A 19,595-nucleotide genomic window follows, 5' to 3' on the forward strand; every position below is an offset into this window, starting at 1 on the left:
ACCCTCGGAGGTACCGGTCGCGGTCACACCGAAGGCGATCGCCAGTGGCAACGCGACGACAGCCACCGTCAGCCCCGAGAGAATCTCTCTGGTAATCCGCCGGACCATAGGCTCCCCTCGCTCCACGGCACGCTCACCTGCACACCGTGAGCCGAACTGCCGAACGGACCTGCGTTCCGACTGCAAAGGTGTCGTAAAGATCCTTTCAAGGCAAGGTCAAGGAACTACACCCACGAACTGCCGACGTGTCGCCGACACCCGACGCCGGCATCGCCGGGCCGACCTCCTCCACCTGCATCACCGGCCTTGACCTGCACAGAGGCGGCGGCCGATCACACAGATCCGCGATATTCCATATCCAAAGGAAAGTAAACTCCCACCATGTGGAACTTCGGTGTGCGATCGTTAGCACACGCTCCGCAGTCACTCTGCGGTGAGATGCGGCGGGACACGACAGACTCGGTGATGCCGAAAGCCTGACGGAACCGGGCCGGTCGTACAGGAGTCGACCGGCAGGCTTGCCGCGATCAGGCACGCACTGGATCGACGAGGGCGCGTCGGTGGATCGCCATACGCACACCGTGCCGACGTGGACGATCCCCGGGATTCGTGAAGTGGGGCCACCGCCCTCCTGTGCACAGTGGCGTTGGACGAGCGTGACACGCGGCACCGCACCGCATTGTCGCAATTGTCCGGTTCGGGTAGGTTCGTCCGGTAACAACGTGCCGCTGTCGCGAAAGCAGGCGATCATGTGAACGTTCGGGGAGGCGTTCGCTGACCGGCGGTCGAAGCGGAAGTCGTCCGGCCTGTAGCCGCCATCGGGAGGATGCCTCGTCGATGCTGCCGCCGCACACCGCGCAGCGGACCTCGCAGACCAACGTGCGGGCGTCGCCGAACCGTCCCTGCGCCGGCGTGGGACGACCAAGTGCGCGGACCGCAGAGCACGAATGCCCGACGGTCGCCCGATCGGCCCTGGCGACGAGGACGACCGCCGGAGCCGGGGCGGCGGGACCGATCGCGGGATCCCTCCCATCGCCCAGTCGGCGAGCGCCCATCCCCCGAGCGCGTCGGCAACCGACCGCATTATGAACCGCCGGCCGGATATCTCAGCCTCGTTGGCGACTTTCGCGCCCTACGACGATCGGAGTGGTTCATGCAGTGGATTTTCCGCATGGCACCCACCTTCGTCCTGTTCTGGCTGGTTCTGTCCGGGCATTTCGACGCGCTGTTCCTGACGCTCGGGGCGCTCTCGGTCGTCGTGGTGTGCTGGATTTCCGTCCGCGCCGGCATCGCGGACTCCCAGAACATCACCGCACGCCTGTTGCTACAGCTGCCGATGTACTTCCTCTGGCTCGGCAAGGAAGTCCTCACCTCTTCGTGGGCTGTCGCGCGGAAAGTGTGGTCGCCGCGCGTCGCGTTGCACCCGGCCGTCGACGACACGCCCGCCCGGGACATGTCCACCATCTCGCAGGTGATCTACGCGAACTCGGTCACGCTCACCCCCGGCACGCTCTCCCTGGACGTGGGCGAGGGGCACGTGGAGATCCACAGTCTCGACGCGTCGGACATCGCGAAGCTCCAAGACGAGAAGAACCTGCGCCGGGTACGACTCCTGGAGGCACGTAAATGATCTACGCGGTGATGGCCGCGCTGCTCGTCACCATGGCCTTGGCCCTGTTCCGGGCGTTCGTCGGTCCAGGCCTCTACAACCGCATCCTCGCCATCAACATGTTCGGCACCAAGGCCGTGCTCTTCGTCGCGGTGGCGGGGTTCCTCTTCGGACGGCCGGAGTTCCTGGACATCGGCATCCTCTACGCGCTGGTCAACTTCGTCGCGGTCATCGCCGTGCTCCGGCTGACCCACCACGATGGACCGATCGGCGACGGGGAGGGCGAGCGGGCATGACCGTCATCGAGGTACTGAGCGGTGTGCTGCTGGCCGCCGGCGGCTTCTTCGTGGTGACCGGTGCGGTGGGCTTGGTCCGGTTCCCGGACTTCTACACCCGCATCCACGCCGTGGGCGTGACCGACTCGGCGGGCGCCGGTCTCATCCTGCTCGGCCTGCTCCTGCGGACCACTGAGTGGGAGGTCGGGCTCCGCCTGCTGATCATCATGTTGTTCATGGTGATCACCAGCCCGACCGCGGCGCACACCCTGGCACAGGCGGCACGACGGGATGGTGTGCCGGTCTGGCGTGCGGGGGACGCCAGGCGATGACAGCGTTCGTGCTGGTGAACATCTCGTTGTTCGCCATCCTCGGGGCCACGGCGCTCGCGATCACGCGGATGCGGGCCCTCTACGAGGCCACCATGTTGACCGCGCTGTTCAGCCTGGTCACAGGCAGCCTCTTCGTGTTGCTGGACGCGGTCGACGTGGCGTTCACCGAGGCGGCGGTCGGGGTCGGCATCAGCACGGTGCTGCTGCTCGGCGTGCTGTCGTTGACCCGCTCGCGGGAGGCCGTCACACCGCGCCGACGGCGGCTGCCCGCCGCTCTCGTCGTGCTGTTCACCGGCGGCACCCTCGGCTACGCGGCCCAGGACCTGCCGCCGTTCGGCTCCGCCACGACCCCCGTGCGCGACCACCCCGTGACCGAGACCTACCTGTACCAGTCGCAGCAGGACATGGGCATCCCGAACACCGTCACCTCCGTGCTGGCGAGCTACCGCGGGCTGGACACGCTGGGCGAACTGGTGGTGGTGTTCACCGCGGGCGTCACCGTCCTGCTGCTGCTCGGGCCGCTCACGCGTCGTAACCGCCCGGTGAAGAGGGATCTCGTCCTGGCCGACTACCGCGTCCTGCGCGTCGTCAGCGGGGTGCTGATGCCGTTCATCCTGCTGTTCGCCCTGTACGTGCTCTTCCACGGCGACTACGGCGCCGGCGGCGGCTTCCAGGCCGGGGTGATCTTCGCGTCCGGGTTCGTGCTGTACGGCCTGGTGTTCGGTCTGGACAGAGTCCAGCAGGTGCTGCCGCAAAGAGTGCTGTGGGTGCTGATCCCGCTCGGTCTGCTCCTGTTCATGGGGCTCGGTGTGGCGACCGTGCTGCTCGGCGGCTCGTTCCTGGACTACGACACACTGCGGCCCGACGACCCCGCGGCCGGGCAGCGCCTCGGGATCCTCCTGGTCGAAACGGCCATCGGCCTCACCGTCGCCACGGTGATGACGTCGGTGTTCTTCAGCTTCACGGGCCGGGGTGCGTCACGATGATCGGATCCCACTACGTCTACTGGTTGACCTTCGCGCTCATGATGATCGGCCTCTACGTGGTCATCAGCCACGGCAACCTGATCAAGAAGCTGATCGGCCTCTCGCTGTTCCAGGTGGCCGTGTTCCTGTTCTACATCAGCCTCGGCAAGGTCGACGGCGGCACCGCGCCCATCATCACCGAGGGCACCCAGACCTACTCCCACCCGCTGCCCCATGTCCTCATCCTGACTGCGATCGTGGTCGGCGTGGCCACCCTCGCGGTCGGCCTGGCGCTCGTCGTCCGCCTCTTCGAGTCCTACGGCAGCCTGGAAGAAGACGAGATACTCCAGCGCGACATCTCCGACCGCGACACCACCGACCGCGACGGCGTCGCCTCATGACGGTGCAGCTCCCGTTCGTACAGGTCCTCCTCCCCCTGCTCGGCGCACCGCTCTGCGCGCTGCTGCGTTCCCGCGTCGCGGCATGGCTGCTGTTCCTGCTGGCGGCGCTCGGCTCGCTCGGCTGCGCTGTCCTGCTGGCGCAGCGCGTGGCCACGGCCGGAACGCAGCGGTACTCGGTGGGCGGCTGGACCGCCCCGGTCGGCATCGAATTCGTGATCGACGACTTCAACACACCGGTGTTGCTGCTGGTGTCGCTCATCGCCGCGGTCGTCGCCGTCTTCAGCCACCGCAGCCTCGCCGCCGAGGTCGCCGCGAAACGCGTCCCGCTGGTGTACGCCTGCCTGTGCCTGGTCTTGGCGGGGATGCTCGGCATCGCCGTCACCGGCGACGCCTTCAACGCGTTCGTCTTCCTGGAGATCATGTCGCTGGCCTCGTACGCGCTGATCGCGATGGGACGACGCAGGCGCGCACTGCTCGCGGCCTTCCGCTACCTCGTCGTCGGCAGCGTCGGCGCCGTGTTCGTCCTCATCGGCATCGGCCTGGCCTACGCCGTCACGGGCACCCTCAACATGGCCGACCTGGCGCAGCGGCTGGGCGGGCTCCACGGCAACCGGGCGCTGTACGCCGCGGTCGTGTTCGTGCTGGTCGGGTTGGCGGTCAAGATGGCCGTGTTCCCGTTGCACGCCTGGCTGCCGGATGCGTACGCCCAGGCCCCGTCCGCGGTCGGCGTGCTCCTCTCCGCCACGGCCACCAAGGTCGCGATCTACGCGCTGCTGCGGTTCGCGTTCACCGTGTTCGGCGCGACCCTGGTGTTCGGTGTGATGCCGGTCGGCCGGATCGGAGCGCTGCTGGCGGTGCTCGCGATGCTGATCGGGTCCGCCGTCGCCTGTTTCCAGACCGACCTCAAGTACCTGCTGGCCTGGTCGAGCATCGCGCAGATCGGCTACATCGTGGCCGGCATCAGCCTCGCCACCACGGCGGGCGTGTCAGCCGCCTACCTGCACGTGATCAACCACGCCGTGACCAAGGCGGCGCTGTTCGCCGCGGCCGGGCTGCTGGTGCTGCGGCTGGGCTCGGCGCGGCTCGACGACCTGGCCGGTTTCGGCCGCCGCATGCCGTGGACGTTCGCCGCCGTCGTCGTGGCCGGTCTCGGCCTGGTCGGCGTGCCACCGACCGCCGGGTTCGTCAGCAAGTGGGCGTTGGCGACGGCGCTGCTGGAACGGGGCCAGTGGCCGGTGCTCGCCGCGATGCTGGTCAGTTCCCTGCTCGCGCTGGTCTACGTCGGGCGCATCGTCGAGGTCGGCTGGTTCCGCGAGCCGTCGCTGGTCACGGTGATGAACCGGCCGCCGGTCTCGATGGTCGCCGCGATCTGGTTCCTCGTCCTCCTGTCGGTCTACTTCGGCCTCGACGCCACGTTGCCGTCGAGTCTGGCCGACGCCGCGGCGGCGGCGCTGCTGCGGAACGGGGGGTGAGTGGCCTGCTCGCGACCTGGACCTCGCCCGACCAGGCCACGGCGTTGCCCGTCATCGTGGCGTTGCCCCTGCTGGCAGGTGGCGCCGTGCTGCTCCTGCGACGCCACCCGAACCTGCGGGAGGCGGCGTCACTGGTCGGCGGGATCGCGTTGGCGGTCGCGGTGCTCGGGCTGTGGCCCGCGGCCGGTCGGGACCTGCGCTTCGAACTGTGGTCCTGGCTGCCCGGCCTGTCGTTCGAGTTCGCGCTGGAGCCGCTGGGCCTGCTGTTCGCCACTCTCGCCGCCGTGCTCTGGCCGGTGACGACCGTCTTCTCGATCGGCTACCTGCGGGGCAACCGCGAGACCGACCAGACCCGCTTCTACTTCTTCGTCGCGCTGACCATCGCCGCCGCGATGTGGATCGCGCTGTCGGCGAACCTGATCACCCTGTTCGTCGGCTACGAGATCATGACGCTGGCCACGTGGCCGCTGGTCGTCCACAAAGGCGACCCGGACGCCGAACGCGGGGGCCGCACCTACCTCGTGCTGCTGCTGGCGACCTCCGTCGGTCTGCTGCTCCCGGCGATCGCGTGGACCTGGCTGTTGGCCGGCAGCACGGACTTCCGGCCCGGCGGACTGCTCACCGGCCACGCCGGGACGACCGTCCTCGTCGTGCTGTTCACCCTCTACCTGTTCGGCATCGGCAAGGCCGCGCTGATGCCGGTCCACCGCTGGCTGCCGGCGGCGATGGTGGCGCCGACCCCGGTGTCGGCGCTGCTGCACGCGGTGGCCGTGGTCAAAGCCGGCGTGTTCACCGTCCTCAAAGTCGCGGTCTACGTCTTCGGGCTCGACACGCTGGACGTGAGCGGCGCTGCCCGGCCGATGATGTGGGTCGCGGCGGTCACTCTGCTCACCGCCGGCGTGATCGCGGTGCGCAGCGACAACCTCAAACGCCGCCTCGCGTACTCGACGGTGAGCCAACTCGCCTACATAGTGCTGGCCGCGACGCTCGCCCGTGACGTCGCGATCGCGGGCGGCGCGCTGCACATGGTGGCCCACGCCATCGCCAAGATCACGCTGTTCATGTGCGCCGGCGCCATCTACGTCACGGCCCGCAAGACCCGGGTGGGCGAGTTGGACGGGCTCGGGCGCACGATGCCGTGGACGTTCGGCGCGTTCCTGGTGGCCTCGGTCTCGATCATCGGTCTGCCTCCGGTGGGCGGCATGTGGAGCAAGTGGCTGCTGCTGATGGGCGCCGCCGAGGCCGACCAACTGGTGATGATGCTGGTCCTGCTGGTCGGCTCGATGCTGGCGCTGGCCTATCTGATGCCGATACCGGTGCGCGCGTTCTTCCGGCCGCCACCTGTGGCACCACTGCACGGTGAGGCGTCGCCGGCCCTGGTCGGACCGCCGGTCCTGACCGCGATCGGGTGCGCCGCGCTGTTCCTCGTCGCGGAGGCAGTGATCACACCCCTGTCCGGAATCCCGGAGCTATCCGGAATCGTGGAGCTGCCGTGAACGACGACCGCCGATGGCTGGACGAACCCCGCAACGTGACCCGCATCGTGTACGGCCTCGCGGCGCTGTGCGCGCTGGCGATCGTCGCCGACGTCTTCTACCGCAAGAAGCCGCACTTCGGGATCGACGGGTGGTTCGCCTTCTACCCCCTGTACGGCTTTGTCGGGAGCGTGGGCCTGGTGCTCACGGCGAAGTGGCTGCGGCGGTTCCTCAAGCGCGACGAGGACTACTACGACCGGCCGGAACGGGATGAGGATGACGATTAGCCCCGCCCTGGTGGTGATGCTCGGCGCGCTCGGCACTCCGCTGCTGCGCGGTCGGGCGCGCGGCGCGCTGCTGGTGTCGCTGCCGATCGCGGGCCTGGTCGTGCTGTGGGTGCTGCCCGAGGGCGTCGGCGCGTCCTTCGAGGTGTTCGGCCTGGTCCTCACCCCCGTGCGGGTGGACGCCCTGTCCCGCGTGTTCGCGACCGGCTTCCTCGTCGCCGCGCTGCTGACCGCCATCTACGCGCTGCACCTGCGGGATTCGTTGCAGCAGGCGATGGTCCTCGTCTACGCCGCCACCGCCGTCGGCGGCGCGCTCGCCGGAGACCTGCTGACGCTGTTCGTGTTCTGGGAGTTGGCCGGCCTGTCGTCGGTCTTCCTGATCTGGGCGGGCAGGACCGAGCGCAGCTACCGCGCCGGCATGCGCTATCTCGCCGTCCAGGTGCTCTCCGGACTGCTGATGCTGGCCGGGATCGTGCTGCGGGTCACGGCGGGCGAAGGGCTGGAGTTCGGCTACCTCGGCCTGGACGGACCGGGCGGCACGCTGATCCTCTGCGCGATCGGCCTCAAGTGCGCGTTCCCCGTGCTGCACGCGTGGCTGCCCGACACCTACCCGGAATCGACGGTGGTCGGCGCGGTCGCGCTGTCCGCGTTCACCACGAAGCTCGCCGTCTACACCCTTGCGCGCGGCTACCCCGGCACCGAGATGCTGGTGTGGATCGGCGCGATCATGACCTGCTTCCCGATCTTCTACGCGGTCATCGAGAACGACCTGCGCCGGGTGCTGGCCTACAGCATGATCAACCAGCTCGGGTTCATGGTCGTCGGCGTCGGCATCGGCGGCGCTTTCGGGATCAACGGCGCGGCGGCGCACGCCGTCGCGGACATGGTGTTCAAAGGTCTGCTGTTCATGAGCATGGGCGCGGTGCTGATGCGCACCGGCACCACCAAGGGGTCCGAGCTCGGCGGCCTCTACAAGTCCATGCCACAGACCGCGGTGCTGTGCATGATCGGCGCCGCGTCGATCTCCGCCTTCCCCCTGTTCTCCGGTTTCGCCTCGAAGTCGCTGATCATGGAAGGGGTGGCGGCGGACCACCGCATGGTGATCTGGCTGATGCTGCTGTTCGCATCCGCGGGCGTCTTCCACCACGCCGGCATCAAGATCCCGTACTTCGCCTTCTTCGCCCACGACCACGGCCACCGGGTGGCCGAACCCCCGGTGAGCATGCGGGTCGCGATGGCCCTGGCCGCCCTGCTGTGCATCACGATCGGCGCGGTGCCCTCGCTGCTGTACGGCCTGCTCCCGTACCCGGTGGAGTACGAGCTGTTCACCACGCCGCACGTCATCAACCAGCTCCAACTGCTGCTGCTGGCATCGATGGCCTTCACCCTGCTCGTCCGCACCGGCCTCTACCCGCCGGAGCTCCGCTCGGTGAACGTCGACTTCGAGGTGGTCTACCGACGGTTCCTGCCCTCAGCTTGGCACGCCGCGGCACGAGGCCTCACGCGGCTGCGCGCGCGGGTGGGCGCACCGGTGCGGCGTGCCACGGAGAAGCTCTGGGTGGCCGCCACCCGCCCTCTGCGGCCCGATGGCCGTGTCGCGGTGACCTGGTCCACCCACCTGATGATCTGGTGGCTCGTGCTCGTGCTCGGCGGTGTTCTCCTGCTGGCGTTGCTGTGACCGGGGACCGCTAGTCGGGCAGCTCGCGCAGCGTTGCGTCGAGCAGCTCGAACAACGTGATCGCGCCCAGCAACGTGCCGTCCTCGCCCACTACCGCGACCAGCGGGCTGTGGGCCCGTTCCATGAGCTCGGCGACCTGCATCACCGTCTCGCCGGCCCGCACGACCAGCGGTTCCCACCTGCCCTCGGGCAACAGGTCACGCACTTGCTTGCCGACCAGGCGGGCACACAGCTGGTCCGCGTGCCGCTCGGCCACCACACGCGCGAGGGTCGGATCGACCCTCATGTACACGGGGACCAGGAATCGAGCCACCTGATACGCCGGCAGCGCGGTGACCGGCTTGCCGTCCTCGACCACGATCAAGCCGGGCAGTCGTTCGGAGACGAGCTTGCGCACCGCCGCGACCGCGCTGGAATCGGCGGTGATCGCAGGGAAGTCGACAGCGAGCTCTCCGGCCTGCACGACACCGACACTACCCGGATTGTCCGACTTCCGCCTATCATCCGATTGGTCTTATTAGTCCGATTTCGCCACGCAATGGTCCGCCGGCACGAACAGCGGCGTCGACCAGCGGACCGGTCATGCGACCGCACCCCGATCCGGGTCGGGTGGCGGCCCGCCATCATCGTCGGGTCCGCGTGCCGGGGAGGACGGCGGTGGCGGGGACATGAGGAGGCGGGTCCAGATGACGGCGGCGATCAGCACGCCGACGACCGCAAACTCACCGGACGACTCGCTGGCTTGCACTGATGATCCAGGCGACGACATCGCAGGGACATCCGACGGATGCCGCCCCTCGCTCATGCTCGTGTCGTGCGAAGCCTTCGTCACCCAGGGCCATCCGTAAGCAGATCGCAAGGTTCATAGTCGCGGTTTTCCGCCAGAGTGGTACGAGGCCCCGAGAATTCACCGGACGCCGGCGATAAAGTCGACGCCAGTGCCGTGACCGCCATTACCGGCGGCCGGGAAGGGTCCTCTCCCGTCCTTGTCTGTGACCGCTGCGGATGCACCCGCAACCGGTTGACCAGGTCTTCAGCGCGTTGCAACCGTTCCGGGACCAGACTGTCACGGCCGGCCGCCCGGGTCTCGACCACCCGATCGGGCAGCACTTCTGATTTCGCTGCCCCGACTGAACCGCCGCGCATTCCCAGCCGTATTCGCATTTGTCGAACCCCGACAGCCGAAGCGAAGAACCAGGGGATGATCAGGTGGCTCCGATCCGATTCATCGTGGCGTGTGTCGTGTGGTCCCTCGCCCTGCTCGCGGGCTCCGCGGGCGCGGTCGCGGCCCAACCCGCGCCCGCCGGACAGACCGAGACCACCGAGACCGAGTGGGGTCCACTCGGCCCGGCCGGGCGGGACATGCTGGTGAAGGTGCAGCTGGCCGGCCTGTGGGAAGGCCCCGCAGGCCGCCTCGGCCTGGAGAAGTCGGCGAACCCGAAGGTCAAGGAAGCCAGCCGTCACCTCATCGCGGGCCACGAGGAACTCGACCGCAAGGTGGCCGAACTGGGCCGGTTGCTCCAGGTCGAACTGCCGACCGAGTCCAACGCCGACCAGAAGCGCTGGATCGCCGAGATGACCGAAGCGCCCGCCGGCAGCGTCGAGTTCGACCGGATCTTCGCCAACCGGCTCCGGGCCGCGCACGGCGGCGTGTTCAAGTTCCTCGCGCAGGTGCGCTCCGGCACCCGGAACACCCTGATCCGCAGCTTCGCCGAACGGTGCATGACGGTCGTGCTCGACCACATCACCGTGTTGGAGGCGACCGGCCTGGTCGACTTCGACGACACCGAGGCGATCCCACTGGCCACCCTCGCCGTCGCCGCCGCGCCGACCACGGGCGCCGCCGCGCCCGCTCCCGGCGTGCGGCGCACGACGCCCGTGCCGCAGCCCACAGCCGCCGCGTCCGCGGACACCTCCGGCACAGTGCGGGACACCCTGCTCGGCGGCGCACTGCTCCTCACCCTCGGCGCGATGGTGTTCTTCTGGATCAGGGGCAGCGGGTCGGGCGGGGTCTCCCGTCGGAATCGGCGCGGGACCAGCGGCTGACGCCGCTCAGGGCGCTGACGGCGTCGCACCGCGAGGAGGACGTCAGGCCGGCGTGCCGAGCGGGTCCAGTCGTCCGGCACCACCGGCTCGCCGCCCGCCTCGGCGAACGCCGCGAGCGCGTCGACCAACCCCACCCTGGTCTCCGCCGGCATCCGCGAAACGATTTTTGCGGATCTCGGCGCGGCGGCGGGTGGCCGTCCGGACCACTCGCTTGCCCTCGGGTGACAGGCCGAGCACGACTTCCCGCCTGGATGTCGAGCCGGCCTGCCGGACCACGAGGTCGGCGTCGGAGAGGCGGTCCGCCATCCGGGTGGCGGTGTACGGGTTGACCGACAGGTGCTCTGCGAGCGAGGTCGACTTGAGCGGGCCCCGGCTGTCCAGGACGACGAGCAACCGGAACTGCGCCAACGTGATCGAGTCGCCCACCACGGCGATGGACCGCGCCGACACGGCCACCAGGAGCCACGACGCGGCGAGCATGGCGTCAGTGAGCGCGTCGATGTCTCCGCTGGAGACCTTGGCCCGGTTCATGGGAAAGTTGCACCTCAACGCGTGGGCGCGAGGAATGGTCGACTCGCGGTGCGTGTCGCTCCGCGAGTCGCCGCACCATCATGGCGCAACCCCGCACCCGCCGGACCTGACGAGTACCTGACGATCCGCCTCAGCTCAACGGGGTGAAGTCCCGCGAGGCGACGAAGTCCGGGCCGTGGCCGGGCCGGTGAACGGCTCGATGCCGTGTGTACCGGCCATGCCGTACTCTCCGCCCAGGTGCAGCTGGGTCGTGGTGTGGTCAACTGGTCGGCGCGGGCGATTCGGCGACGATGGTCTCGGCGGCCAGGAACTCCTCGTTGGCGTAGGCGTCGAACAGCGCGGCCTCGACCAATCCGTACTCGTCGGCGTAGTCGTCGTAGGAGAACTGGCGGACGGTGCCGTTGACCGTGACTGCCTGCCCCTCGGTGAACTCCTGCTGGTCTCCCTTGGACAGCACCAGCAGGCTGTCGTCGCCGTAGGCGGCCGCGTCCAGCACGACCGACTCCGCGGTCAGGTCGTTCTGCACCGCGGCGGTGATCGTGACCTGCTCGCCCACGTGCTCGGCTCCGGCGAAGTACTGCGTCTCCGCAGGGGCGGTGGTGGTGGTGGTCTCCACCGTCGTGGTCGTGGTGGTCGGCGCGTTGTCCGCGGCGGGGTTGTCGTCGGCGGCGCCGCATCCGGTCAAGCCGGTGGCGAGCGCGAGCGCCGCGCTTGCAGCCAACAGCCTCTCGGTACGTCGTGACATGCTCCACCACTCCCGGCCGTGAGTCCGGTCCGTTTCGGTTCTGTCGTTCACCTCCAGCCGGATTCCCGTGCGCGGACGCGGGTACCTTGCGAACGCCTTGCGCCTGAGGTCCGGGCGAAGCTGTTTTCCTGTTCCTCGGACCACGTCACGTCCCACTCCTTCTCAGGACCTCGTGGTTTCCGGGGGCAGCACGGCGACGGGGCACGGTGCGTGGTTGACGACCGTGTGGCTGACCGAACCGAGGAGGGCGCGACTCACCGGTCCCTTGCCGTGGCTGCCCACCACGAGTAGTCGGGCGCCGGCCGCGGCGGCGAGCAGGACTTCCGCCGGTGAGCCGGTGGTGGTGTACACGGTGCTGCGGACGTCGGGGTACCGCCGTGCGCAGTCCGCGAGTCCCGCGCCGACCACACCGCCACCCTGCCGGAGTTCGGCCACGGTGTTCGTCTCGACGACCTCCACACCGGGGTCCACGTGGTCGGCCGCGTGCACTATCCGGATCTCGGCACCGTGCCGCGAGGCGAAGTCGAATGCGAACCGGACGACAACACCGCTGACCGGCGAGCCGTCCACGCCGACGACGACCAGGCCTCCGGCCCCGTTCTCCAGGATGACCGCTTCGTCGCGGACGACGACGACGGGCACCGAGCACGACCGGGTCAGCCGGACCGCGGTCGACCCCAGCAGCAGCCTGGCCACAGCACTCCGATCGGCGTGGCCCACGACGACGAAGGCCGCCTCGTCGGCGCCGAGGAGCACCGCGTCCGCCGGGTCACCCGAGGTGATCTCCGTTCTCACCTCGACCGCACCGACGGCGCGACACCGCTCGGCGATCATGTCGAGCATGTCCTGGGCCCATCGCCGCATGGATTCCTCACCACCGGCATCCACCTGTAGGTCCAGGTGCGCCTGCGTGTAGACCGGCCAGCGCATCCCGTGCACCAGCACCAGAGGCCGATCGAAGGCCGCTGTCTCACGCGCGGCCCAGATCGCCGCCCGTACGGACGGCGCCGTGCCATCGATACCCACGACCACCGCACCGTCAGTCCTCAACACCGATTCCTCCTGCCACGATGTCGACCAGCGTGCGCGGCGCTTCACCAGCACCGCGCCCACGAGCGAGCAGCCAACACCCAGCAGCACAACGGCCGAACTGCCCAGCAGCCACCCGAACGGCAACAGCACCACCGCGATGACGGCCAGAGCCATCCACGGCCATGCCGGTCGCCACAGCGGTGTCATCGTGCGCAAGGCCGCAGCCAGCCGGGGGTCGCTCGCGGTCAGCTCACGCTCGATGTCGGCCAAGCGACCTTCGTCGCCGTGGTCGGCTGTCGCTCCCATCGCCGGTCACCTCCCGGTGCTTGCCGGAGGGCCTTCCCGTGGTCCTGACCGGTGGCACCCGATCCGGTTGTGGAGTGGGCCCCACCGGTCGTGACCGCGCTCGCCCGATCGCCGCGTGCTTTGGCGGACTGTTGTCCGGTGTCCGCACGTCCGTGTCCCGCCGCACGCTGGTCAGTGCGAGCCGGTTTCCGGTGCCAGCCCGTGCCGCAGCGGGTTGGGATCGGTCACCGGCTCGCCCGCGCCGAGATCGATGAGCGCCAGTCCGCTGTCCGGGTCGAAGCGCCGCGTCAGCCCGCGCGGCGACTCGATCAGCATCACCTCCAGCGTCGGGCGCACCACCGCGTGGCGCAGATGGCCGCCTCTGGCGGCGCCGTCCCGCAGTCCGAGCACAACCTGCGCGTGCACCTGCCAGCCACCGTCGTCGGTACGCACCACATCGCCCACCAGCGAGACCACTTCCGCCTGTTCCTCGACCGGGTTGTCCAGGTACTCCTTCGCCTCCACGTCGTAGAACGCCAGCGTGCACCGGCTGAACGCACCGATCCCGGTGAACGAGGCGGTCCGCAGTTCCCGCTCGTGCGCGAACACCAGCAACTCGTCCACCACCGAGTCACCGGTCTCCATCACGATGGCGTAATCGCGCACAGCGTCGGCGTTCAACCGCATGTGCCGAGCCATATCTCCCACCGATCCCGGACCTCTACCAGGCCCGTTGTCGAAATCTTCTCCGTCAAGGGCTGCCGCGCCCGGTCTTGACGTCGTCTACGGCCTGACGGCGGGCGCGTCGGTAGGTGAACGTCGCCGCGGCACTCGTCGCGGCCATCACCACGACGACCGGCTGGTGCCCCTGCGAGGCGACCGGCGCGGGGTCGGATTCTTCGAATCGTCGACCGGGCGGCGGTTGTTGCGGAATGCGAGAAGTCACCTGTTCCTCCTTCATCGTCTGCCGGTGCTCCTTGTGGTGAGCCGGTCCATCCCGCCGTCTCCTCACCGGTTCGTCGGTACCGGCCGGGCTTCCAGCACGGTGAACGGTGTTCCCTGTTGGCAGGTGGTCATCTGGTCCGGCCGCGCCACCCCCTCGACGACGACCTCCGCACCCGCCCGGACGACCTCCGGATCGGCACCGAGCAGCAGGAACTGTCCTCTGTCGGTGGACAGGACGAGACAGCCCGGTTCCACCCCGGCCTGCACCCGACCGCTCAGCGTCAACGCGGGCCGTGACGGTGAGGTCGGGGACTCCTCCGACGTGGGCGGACCAGATGTCGACGGACTCCCGCAGGTCAACGGCGGCAGCACGTCACCGTCGCCGGTGGCCTCCACCATCGCGTCGAGCGTCGTCTCCCCGACGCCCTCGAACGCGAAGGTCAACGGAACCGTCGTGCCGGCAAGCACTTCACGGGTGAAGCCGACGATCCGCAGGTGGTAGGCGGCATGGACACTGCCCGGCTCGTTCACCACGCCCTCGGCGGGCACGTGGATCCGGTCCACCGGCTCGCTCACGCCGTCGCAATCGCGGTCCGCCCACATCTCGACCCGCGTCGCGGCGTCGGTCCGCACCCCGACCAGCGCCTCGGGCCGGTCGGCGCGGCTGAGCAGCGTCAACCGGACCGTCGCGTCGTCACCGGGCCGCCAGGCGTGCTCCGGCGGTGCCTCGACCACGACGTTGCGCAACACCACGTCGCCCACCTGACCGTTGGTCCTCATCGTGCCGCTCTCCAACACCCGCTGCGGTTCACCGCAGGACACCACCACGAGCGACACCGCGGCCACCACAGCGAGAACTCGGAAACGGCCCATACCCTGCGGCTACCCGCCGACGCCCCGCCGAACAACGCCCATCCGCCCTCGTCAGCCAATCGCAAGGTGCGGGTCAGTCCGTCCAACCGGGATCACATCGCGCGAGTAGGCGCTCGAACCGTCGTCTCCACCCGGTCGCGGCGGACGGCGTTGCTGGACATCGACGACACGGCAGCCGAGGCCATCAACGAACTGACCGCCGCCGCGGGAGTGGCACGGCAAGGCGGCCTGAGGATCGCGCTGGCGGCGGACGGAAGCGAAAGAGAGTTCGCGCTGTCCCATAGCGCCACAGCCGGCACAGGACGAGCAAGTGGTGTCGCAGGACGGAGCCGAGGTCTTCCTGGAGCCGCGGCCCGATCGGAGGTGTTCAGCGGTCGGGTGTGCCGCCTTGGAGCACCTGAAGTGCCTGATCGACGACGTGGGCCGACACGAGCACCTCGTAGGAGTCGGCTCGCATCGCGGAAACCGATGAGAAGTCGCGGCGACCACCGGTCAAGGCGTGTCCGATCGCGCCGAAGATCGCGCCGTAGAGGGCCAGCAGCAGGCCCGAGATCACCGGGGCGATCCAGTTGAACACGCCGAACAACCAGCCGAACAGAGCACCGATGAGCGCGCCCGACAGGGCCGACCGCCCGGCCGCGCCCAGCACCGTGAGCCGGCCGGTGACCTGCTCCACGCTGTTCAGCCCTCTTCCGACGATCGCGGTGTGCCGCACGGGGAAGCCGGCGTCGGAGAGCCGGTCGACGACCCGTTCCGCGTCGGCGTAGGAGGAATAGGAACCGATCAGGACCTGTTCGTCCCGACCCGTCCCGCACTGTGGTGCAGTCATGGGAACACCTCCACGTCCGATCTCGCATAGCGGGTTCCCACCGGGCGATCGTCCGACCGCCTCGCGCGTGCGAACGGGTGCTACCTCACTTGGGCCGGCGTGCGCGCGGGCCTCACGCGCCGGTGTTGTCCTCGCCTGGTTCGATCGGCCCGACCTCCAGGAACGGACCATCGCGGGGTGGTTCGCACGCGATGGCGTCGTGCTCGACGAACACCGGTTCGGTGGTGTTCGGCGGGAAGACCCGAAGACCACCGACTCGGACCTGCGCGCAGTCCGGCGTCTTGGGCGGCGCGCTGGACATGAACAATCCCGCCGACGCGGTCTCGCCGGGCGCGATCGTCACCACCGAGCCTTCGGTCTCGCGCGTCGCCGGCAGCCCGATCTGCTCGCCGTTCTCGCCTGTGACGTAGGAGACCCCCGGTGCGCCGTGGAGTGCGCAGGGCTGTGACGCGGTGTTGGTGAACCCCAGGGGAACGTGAGTCCCCTGCATGTCCGTGTTGCCAGGTCCGATGTGGACTCGCAAGCCCGCAGGTAGAAAACGATGCCGAGGAGCACGCTGGTCACCGGTCCGGCGGCGGCGACCTTGAACTCCGCGCCGGGACCGCGCGACGGGCCCCTGAGCGAGGCCAGTCCGCCCAGCATCCACAGCGAGATGCCCTCCACCTGCCGGCCCTCGCGCCTGGCGACCAGGGCGTGCGCCATCTCGTGTGCCAGCAGCGACAGCAGGAACAGCGTGGCGGCCACCAGACCCGCGAGGAGGTACGCCCAGCCTTCGTACCCCGGGTACACCAGCGGGAATCTGCCCGCGCCGATGCCGAGCACCAGGAGGAGCACGATGACCAGGACACTCCAGTGCAGGCCCAGCCTGATGCCCCACAACCGTCCCAGGTGGATCGTCGCGCGCACCGTCGTCACCCTCTCAGCGTGTCCGCGAACCGATCTCGACCTTCAGCTCCTGCCGCTGCCCGTCGCGGACCACCTCCACGGTGACGGTGCTGCCCGGTTCGGTGCCGCGCAGCGCTCCGAGGAGGTCCTCGACGCTGCGCACGTCCTGGTCGTCCAGGCGGACGATGACGTCACCGGTGCGCACACCGGCCGAGGCGGCGGGGCTGCCGTCGTCCACGCCCAGCACCAGCGCGCCCTGCTCGACCTCGATGTCGAACCGCTCGCGGATCTCGCCCGTCAACCTGCCCACCGACACGCCGAGGTAGGGGTGGGCGACCGTGCCGGTGGCGAGCAACTGCTCGGCCACGTACACCGCCGTCGCGGACGGAATCGCGAACCCGAGGGACACCGCGCCCACCTCCGGCGGGATGTAGGCCTCGTTGATGCCCACCACGCGACCCGATGTGTCGAGCAAGGCGCCCCCGGAGTTGCCGGGCGAGATGGGCGCGTCGGTCTGGATCAGGTCGACCAGAGCCCGGCTCTGGGCCGCCGAGCCGGGGATCTCGCGATGCAGCCCCGACACGATGCCCGCGGTCACGCTGTTCGCGAAGCCCAGGGGGCTCCCGATCGCCAGCACGGGATCACCGGGACGGGGCAGCTCCCGGCGGAAGTCCGCGACCGGCAACTGGTTCCGAGCGGTCCGCACGACCGCCAGATCGGTGATGTCGTCGGCCGCCGGCACCGTGCCGGCCGACTGCTGCCCGTCGGCGTACTCCACGACGACCTCGCGCCGGTTCCCGACCACGTGCTGATTGGTGACCACGACATCGGACTGGAACACCACACCGCTGCCCACACCTGAATCGGTCCGGACCGTCACCACGCTCGGTGACACCCGTTCCACCAAGTCGGCGTAGGACCGTGTGGCCTCCGTCGTGGACGGCGCTGTGGTCGCGGATGTGACCCGCATGGCCACCTCAGCGCCGGTGCAGCCGCCCACGGCGACCACGATCGCCACCGCGGCTACCGCGTGTCGCATTCGCACCTCGCCACCTCCCGATCGAGGGACGCCGATCCGTCTCACGCCACCCGGTTACCCAGGTAGCCGGCGACCTAGCGCCACCGCACGACTGTCAGGTGAGCGCAAGGGGTTTCGTCTCCCCTCCGATGGGCATGCCGCACCCGACAGCCGCCCCCTGGCGCGAAGCGCGTGCGGAGCCGACCCGATTCCGCACCACGAGCGAAGGAGACAACGATGCCCGCGACCCGGGAAGAGCACGACATCGTCAGCGCCGTCATCGCCGATCACGGCGAGGTGGAGCAGGTGTTCATCGAACTGGAGAACGAAAACGACCCACAGCTGCGCAGGCAACTGGCCGACCACGTGATCGCCGAACTGGTCCGCCATTCCGTCGCCGAAGAGCAGTACCTCTACCCCGCTGCCCGTGAGGTGCTGCCGGACGGCGACCGGATCGCCGAGCACGAGCTCTCCGAGCACGCCGAGGCCGAGGAGCTGATGAAGCAGATCGAGGACGTCGACGCGGGCGACCCGAGATTCGACGCGCTGGTGACCAGGTTGATGTCGGTGATCCGCCACCACGTCGAGGACGAGGAGTCCGACCTGCTGCCCAAGCTGTCCGCGAGCTGCGACGAGGAGCGGCTGCGCGATCTCGGGGAGAAGTTCCTGCGGGCCAAGAAGATGGCGCCGACGCACCCGCACCCGTCGGCTCCGGACCGTCCACCCGCGAACAGGATCCTCGCTCCCGGCGCGGGACTCGTCGACCGGGTGCGGGACGCGCTGGCGGGCCGCAACACGTGACTGCGCCGCGTGCGCGCGAGAGGGATCGGTGGCAGACATGGCTCGACTCAAGATGTTGAACACGAACGTGAGCCGGAACTACGCCGTCGTGCTGGACGCCGGTGAGGCGGAAGTGCTCTCGCTGGCCGGTGACATCGTGTGTGACGAAGACGGCGCCCGGCGGTGCGCGCCCACGTCGTGCTGGGGCTGCGTGACGGTGCCACACGCGGCGGCCACCTCCGGCACGGACGTGTGCGGCCCACGCTGGAGGTCGTGCCGGCGGAGTCGCCGACCGGCCTCAACCGTCGGTACGACCCGGAAACCGGGCTGGCGTTGATCGACCTCCGTGACGAGCCCCCGGTGGCGGAGCGCGACCCGCTCCGCCACGGCCTCGCGCCGCCGACCGGCCGGCCGGACCCGAGCCGGTGATACCGGCCGGCCGAGGAGGGGCCGCGGCCGGGCGGGGAACGGCGTCGCTCACCGCCGCAGCCTTGTCCCGGCACCGGCGGCCTCGTTCACCCCACTCCACCCGCCGAACGCCTGCGCCGGTGACGGACGTTGAAGCCGCCCACAGCGCAACCGACTCCGAACAGGAACAGGACGAAACTCGTCAGCACGCCGAGCAGCGCGAGGGCGATCCCGAAAACTCCCAGCAGCAGCCATGGCCACGTCCGTGGCTCGTCGCGGCACGGCACCCCCCGCAGCGCCTCCGCCAGCCGCGGGTCCTCGGCCTCCAGGCGTCGCTCGATCTCCCGCAGCGTTTGCTTCTCGTCGGGGGTCATGGTGCGGTCACCGCTCACTCCTGCCGATCCGCCACTTCCCGGGCTCGCCGCGCGAAGCCGTGCGCGCGCTGCGTTCGGATCGCAACGCCGAGACTGATCGCCGCCGGCACGATGACGGCAACGCCGACGACGATGTCGTTGGTGGTCGCGGAACCGACGATCACGTCGTTCTCGTCGGATGCCGACCCGGTGCCGTAGTCCAAGACCGACGGCGCCGGCAGCAGCCGGATGCCGGCGAGGAAGTTCAGCGCGCTGGGCGGCGACGCCAGCAGGCCATCGGGCTCCACTGGAGGGTAAGGGGGTGCGCAGGGTTGGGGCGGTGTGCCGGGAACCGGCCGGAGAAGCGTGGTCTG

23 protein-coding genes and 1 pseudogene are annotated in these 19,595 nt (G+C 69.5%); 12 read left to right on the plus strand and 12 right to left on the minus strand.

Annotated features, from left to right (window positions below; all coding sequences use genetic code 11):
• The first annotated feature begins 1,171 nt into the window (after positions 1 to 1,171).
• The 9 genes from FM051_RS45435 to FM051_RS45475 are packed head-to-tail and all read left to right on the plus strand — an operon-like array spanning position 1,172 to position 8,491.
• Positions 1,172 to 1,630, plus strand: coding sequence for a Na+/H+ antiporter subunit E (locus tag FM051_RS45435; protein WP_158853393.1), 459 nt, complete (start codon positions 1,172 to 1,174; stop codon positions 1,628 to 1,630).
• Positions 1,627 to 1,905: an MrpF/PhaF family protein gene (locus tag FM051_RS45440; RefSeq protein WP_158853395.1), complete on the plus strand. Its 279-nt coding sequence runs from the start codon at positions 1,627 to 1,629 to the stop codon at positions 1,903 to 1,905. Before FM051_RS45435 ends, FM051_RS45440 begins: the two co-directional genes overlap by 4 nt.
• Positions 1,902 to 2,216, plus strand: coding sequence for a monovalent cation/H(+) antiporter subunit G (mnhG, locus tag FM051_RS45445; protein WP_158853397.1), 315 nt, complete (start codon positions 1,902 to 1,904; stop codon positions 2,214 to 2,216). Before FM051_RS45440 ends, mnhG begins: the two co-directional genes overlap by 4 nt.
• The gene (locus FM051_RS45450) at positions 2,213 to 3,202 is read left to right on the plus strand and encodes a DUF4040 domain-containing protein (RefSeq protein WP_158853399.1); all 990 of its coding nucleotides are present in this window, start codon (positions 2,213 to 2,215) and stop codon (positions 3,200 to 3,202) included. The genes mnhG and FM051_RS45450 overlap by 4 nt, the downstream gene beginning before the upstream one ends.
• Positions 3,199 to 3,582: a cation:proton antiporter subunit C gene (locus tag FM051_RS45455; protein ID WP_158853401.1), complete on the plus strand. Its 384-nt coding sequence runs from the start codon at positions 3,199 to 3,201 to the stop codon at positions 3,580 to 3,582. The genes FM051_RS45450 and FM051_RS45455 overlap by 4 nt, the downstream gene beginning before the upstream one ends.
• The gene (locus FM051_RS45460) at positions 3,579 to 5,054 is read left to right on the plus strand and encodes a monovalent cation/H+ antiporter subunit D family protein (RefSeq protein ID WP_158853403.1); all 1,476 of its coding nucleotides are present in this window, start codon (positions 3,579 to 3,581) and stop codon (positions 5,052 to 5,054) included. The genes FM051_RS45455 and FM051_RS45460 overlap by 4 nt, the downstream gene beginning before the upstream one ends.
• Positions 5,051 to 6,550, plus strand: coding sequence for a proton-conducting transporter transmembrane domain-containing protein (locus FM051_RS45465; RefSeq protein WP_202919401.1), 1,500 nt, complete (start codon positions 5,051 to 5,053; stop codon positions 6,548 to 6,550). The genes FM051_RS45460 and FM051_RS45465 overlap by 4 nt, the downstream gene beginning before the upstream one ends.
• Positions 6,547 to 6,816, plus strand: a complete 270-nt coding sequence (locus tag FM051_RS45470; RefSeq protein ID WP_158853405.1) for a hypothetical protein — start codon at positions 6,547 to 6,549, stop codon at positions 6,814 to 6,816. Before FM051_RS45465 ends, FM051_RS45470 begins: the two co-directional genes overlap by 4 nt.
• Positions 6,806 to 8,491, plus strand: coding sequence for a Na(+)/H(+) antiporter subunit D (locus FM051_RS45475; protein WP_202919402.1), 1,686 nt, complete (start codon positions 6,806 to 6,808; stop codon positions 8,489 to 8,491). The genes FM051_RS45470 and FM051_RS45475 overlap by 11 nt, the downstream gene beginning before the upstream one ends.
• A 10-nt stretch (positions 8,492 to 8,501) precedes the next feature.
• Here FM051_RS45475 and FM051_RS45480 read toward each other — a convergent pair whose 3' ends face one another.
• On the minus strand, positions 8,502 to 8,954 hold the full coding sequence (locus FM051_RS45480; RefSeq protein WP_158853409.1) for a CBS domain-containing protein: 453 nt from the start codon (positions 8,952 to 8,954) through the stop codon (positions 8,502 to 8,504).
• 746 nt (positions 8,955 to 9,700) lie between these two features.
• Between FM051_RS45480 and FM051_RS45485 the strand changes: the two genes are divergently transcribed.
• Complete coding sequence (locus FM051_RS45485; protein ID WP_158853411.1) at positions 9,701 to 10,537, plus strand: DUF4142 domain-containing protein; 837 nt, start codon at positions 9,701 to 9,703, stop codon at positions 10,535 to 10,537.
• Between the two features lie 42 nt (positions 10,538 to 10,579).
• Here FM051_RS45485 and FM051_RS45490 read toward each other — a convergent pair whose 3' ends face one another.
• The 10 genes and pseudogenes from FM051_RS45490 to FM051_RS45535 all read right to left on the minus strand — a co-directional run bounded on the left by FM051_RS45490 (position 10,580) and on the right by FM051_RS45535 (position 17,701).
• The gene (locus tag FM051_RS45490) at positions 10,580 to 11,068 is read right to left on the minus strand and encodes a MarR family transcriptional regulator (protein WP_238413141.1); all 489 of its coding nucleotides are present in this window, start codon (positions 11,066 to 11,068) and stop codon (positions 10,580 to 10,582) included.
• A gap of 259 nt (positions 11,069 to 11,327) precedes the next feature.
• Positions 11,328 to 11,813: a hypothetical protein gene (locus FM051_RS45495; RefSeq protein WP_158853413.1), complete on the minus strand. Its 486-nt coding sequence runs from the start codon at positions 11,811 to 11,813 to the stop codon at positions 11,328 to 11,330.
• A gap of 162 nt (positions 11,814 to 11,975) precedes the next feature.
• On the minus strand, positions 11,976 to 13,151 hold the full coding sequence (locus FM051_RS45500; protein ID WP_158853415.1) for a universal stress protein: 1,176 nt from the start codon (positions 13,149 to 13,151) through the stop codon (positions 11,976 to 11,978).
• A gap of 171 nt (positions 13,152 to 13,322) precedes the next feature.
• Positions 13,323 to 13,817, minus strand: coding sequence for a PPC domain-containing DNA-binding protein (locus tag FM051_RS45505; RefSeq protein ID WP_202919403.1), 495 nt, complete (start codon positions 13,815 to 13,817; stop codon positions 13,323 to 13,325).
• Positions 13,818 to 13,881: 64 nt separating this feature from the next.
• Complete coding sequence (locus tag FM051_RS45510) at positions 13,882 to 14,076, minus strand: hypothetical protein (RefSeq protein ID WP_158853417.1); 195 nt, start codon at positions 14,074 to 14,076, stop codon at positions 13,882 to 13,884.
• Positions 14,077 to 14,138: 62 nt separating this feature from the next.
• A complete protein-coding gene (locus FM051_RS45515) occupies positions 14,139 to 14,912 on the minus strand; it encodes a copper chaperone PCu(A)C (RefSeq protein WP_158853419.1) in 774 nt (257 codons plus the stop codon).
• Positions 14,913 to 15,315: 403 nt separating this feature from the next.
• On the minus strand, positions 15,316 to 15,777 hold the full coding sequence (locus FM051_RS45520; RefSeq protein WP_202919404.1) for a YflT domain-containing protein: 462 nt from the start codon (positions 15,775 to 15,777) through the stop codon (positions 15,316 to 15,318).
• 112 nt (positions 15,778 to 15,889) lie between these two features.
• Positions 15,890 to 16,267: a DUF4232 domain-containing protein gene (locus tag FM051_RS52630; protein ID WP_238413142.1), complete on the minus strand. Its 378-nt coding sequence runs from the start codon at positions 16,265 to 16,267 to the stop codon at positions 15,890 to 15,892.
• Between the two features lie 32 nt (positions 16,268 to 16,299).
• Positions 16,300 to 16,692 (minus strand): annotated as a pseudogene (locus tag FM051_RS53795) (M50 family metallopeptidase); the annotation flags it as partial.
• A gap of 4 nt (positions 16,693 to 16,696) precedes the next feature.
• Positions 16,697 to 17,701, minus strand: coding sequence for a S1C family serine protease (locus tag FM051_RS45535; RefSeq protein WP_158853489.1), 1,005 nt, complete (start codon positions 17,699 to 17,701; stop codon positions 16,697 to 16,699).
• 216 nt (positions 17,702 to 17,917) lie between these two features.
• Here FM051_RS45535 and FM051_RS45540 point away from each other — a divergent pair, with 216 nt between their 5' ends.
• Entirely contained in the window at positions 17,918 to 18,481 is a 564-nt protein-coding gene (locus FM051_RS45540; protein WP_158853423.1) for a hemerythrin domain-containing protein, read from the plus strand.
• A gap of 162 nt (positions 18,482 to 18,643) precedes the next feature.
• Positions 18,644 to 18,889 carry a PPC domain-containing DNA-binding protein gene (locus FM051_RS45545; protein ID WP_158853425.1) on the plus strand — a complete coding sequence of 82 codons (246 nt, stop codon included), beginning with the start codon at positions 18,644 to 18,646 and terminating at the stop codon, positions 18,887 to 18,889.
• Positions 18,890 to 18,975: 86 nt separating this feature from the next.
• Here FM051_RS45545 and FM051_RS45550 read toward each other — a convergent pair whose 3' ends face one another.
• The gene (locus FM051_RS45550; RefSeq protein WP_158853427.1) at positions 18,976 to 19,242 is read right to left on the minus strand and encodes a DUF3040 domain-containing protein; all 267 of its coding nucleotides are present in this window, start codon (positions 19,240 to 19,242) and stop codon (positions 18,976 to 18,978) included.
• Positions 19,243 to 19,595 lie beyond the last annotated feature (353 nt).

Source organism: Saccharothrix deserti, assembly GCF_009769385.1.
Taxonomy (GTDB): Bacteria; Actinomycetota; Actinomycetes; order Mycobacteriales; family Pseudonocardiaceae; genus Actinosynnema; species Actinosynnema deserti.

Bases quoted from the DNA above. Each gene is read 5' to 3' on its own strand.
- FM051_RS45550 (WP_158853427.1), bottom strand. From the start codon at position 19,242: ATGACCCCCGACGAGAAGCAAACGCTGCGGGAGATCGAGCGACGCCTG.
- mnhG (WP_158853397.1), top strand. From the start codon at position 1,902: ATGACCGTCATCGAGGTACTGAGCGGTGTGCTGCTGGCCGCCGGCGGC.
- FM051_RS52630 (WP_238413142.1), bottom strand. From the start codon at position 16,267: ATGCAGGGGACTCACGTTCCCCTGGGGTTCACCAACACCGCGTCACAG.
- FM051_RS45505 (WP_202919403.1), bottom strand. From the start codon at position 13,817: ATGCGGTTGAACGCCGACGCTGTGCGCGATTACGCCATCGTGATGGAG.
- FM051_RS45460 (WP_158853403.1), top strand. From the start codon at position 3,579: ATGACGGTGCAGCTCCCGTTCGTACAGGTCCTCCTCCCCCTGCTCGGC.
- FM051_RS45455 (WP_158853401.1), top strand. From the start codon at position 3,199: ATGATCGGATCCCACTACGTCTACTGGTTGACCTTCGCGCTCATGATG.
- FM051_RS45450 (WP_158853399.1), top strand. From the start codon at position 2,213: ATGACAGCGTTCGTGCTGGTGAACATCTCGTTGTTCGCCATCCTCGGG.
- FM051_RS45475 (WP_202919402.1), top strand. From the start codon at position 6,806: ATGACGATTAGCCCCGCCCTGGTGGTGATGCTCGGCGCGCTCGGCACT.
- FM051_RS45490 (WP_238413141.1), bottom strand. From the start codon at position 11,068: ATGAACCGGGCCAAGGTCTCCAGCGGAGACATCGACGCGCTCACTGAC.
- FM051_RS45500 (WP_158853415.1), bottom strand. From the start codon at position 13,151: ATGGGAGCGACAGCCGACCACGGCGACGAAGGTCGCTTGGCCGACATC.
- FM051_RS45540 (WP_158853423.1), top strand. From the start codon at position 17,918: ATGCCCGCGACCCGGGAAGAGCACGACATCGTCAGCGCCGTCATCGCC.
- FM051_RS45435 (WP_158853393.1), top strand. From the start codon at position 1,172: ATGGCACCCACCTTCGTCCTGTTCTGGCTGGTTCTGTCCGGGCATTTC.
- FM051_RS45535 (WP_158853489.1), bottom strand. From the start codon at position 17,701: ATGCGACACGCGGTAGCCGCGGTGGCGATCGTGGTCGCCGTGGGCGGC.
- FM051_RS45440 (WP_158853395.1), top strand. From the start codon at position 1,627: ATGATCTACGCGGTGATGGCCGCGCTGCTCGTCACCATGGCCTTGGCC.
- FM051_RS45520 (WP_202919404.1), bottom strand. From the start codon at position 15,777: ATGACTGCACCACAGTGCGGGACGGGTCGGGACGAACAGGTCCTGATC.
- FM051_RS45495 (WP_158853413.1), bottom strand. From the start codon at position 11,813: ATGTCACGACGTACCGAGAGGCTGTTGGCTGCAAGCGCGGCGCTCGCG.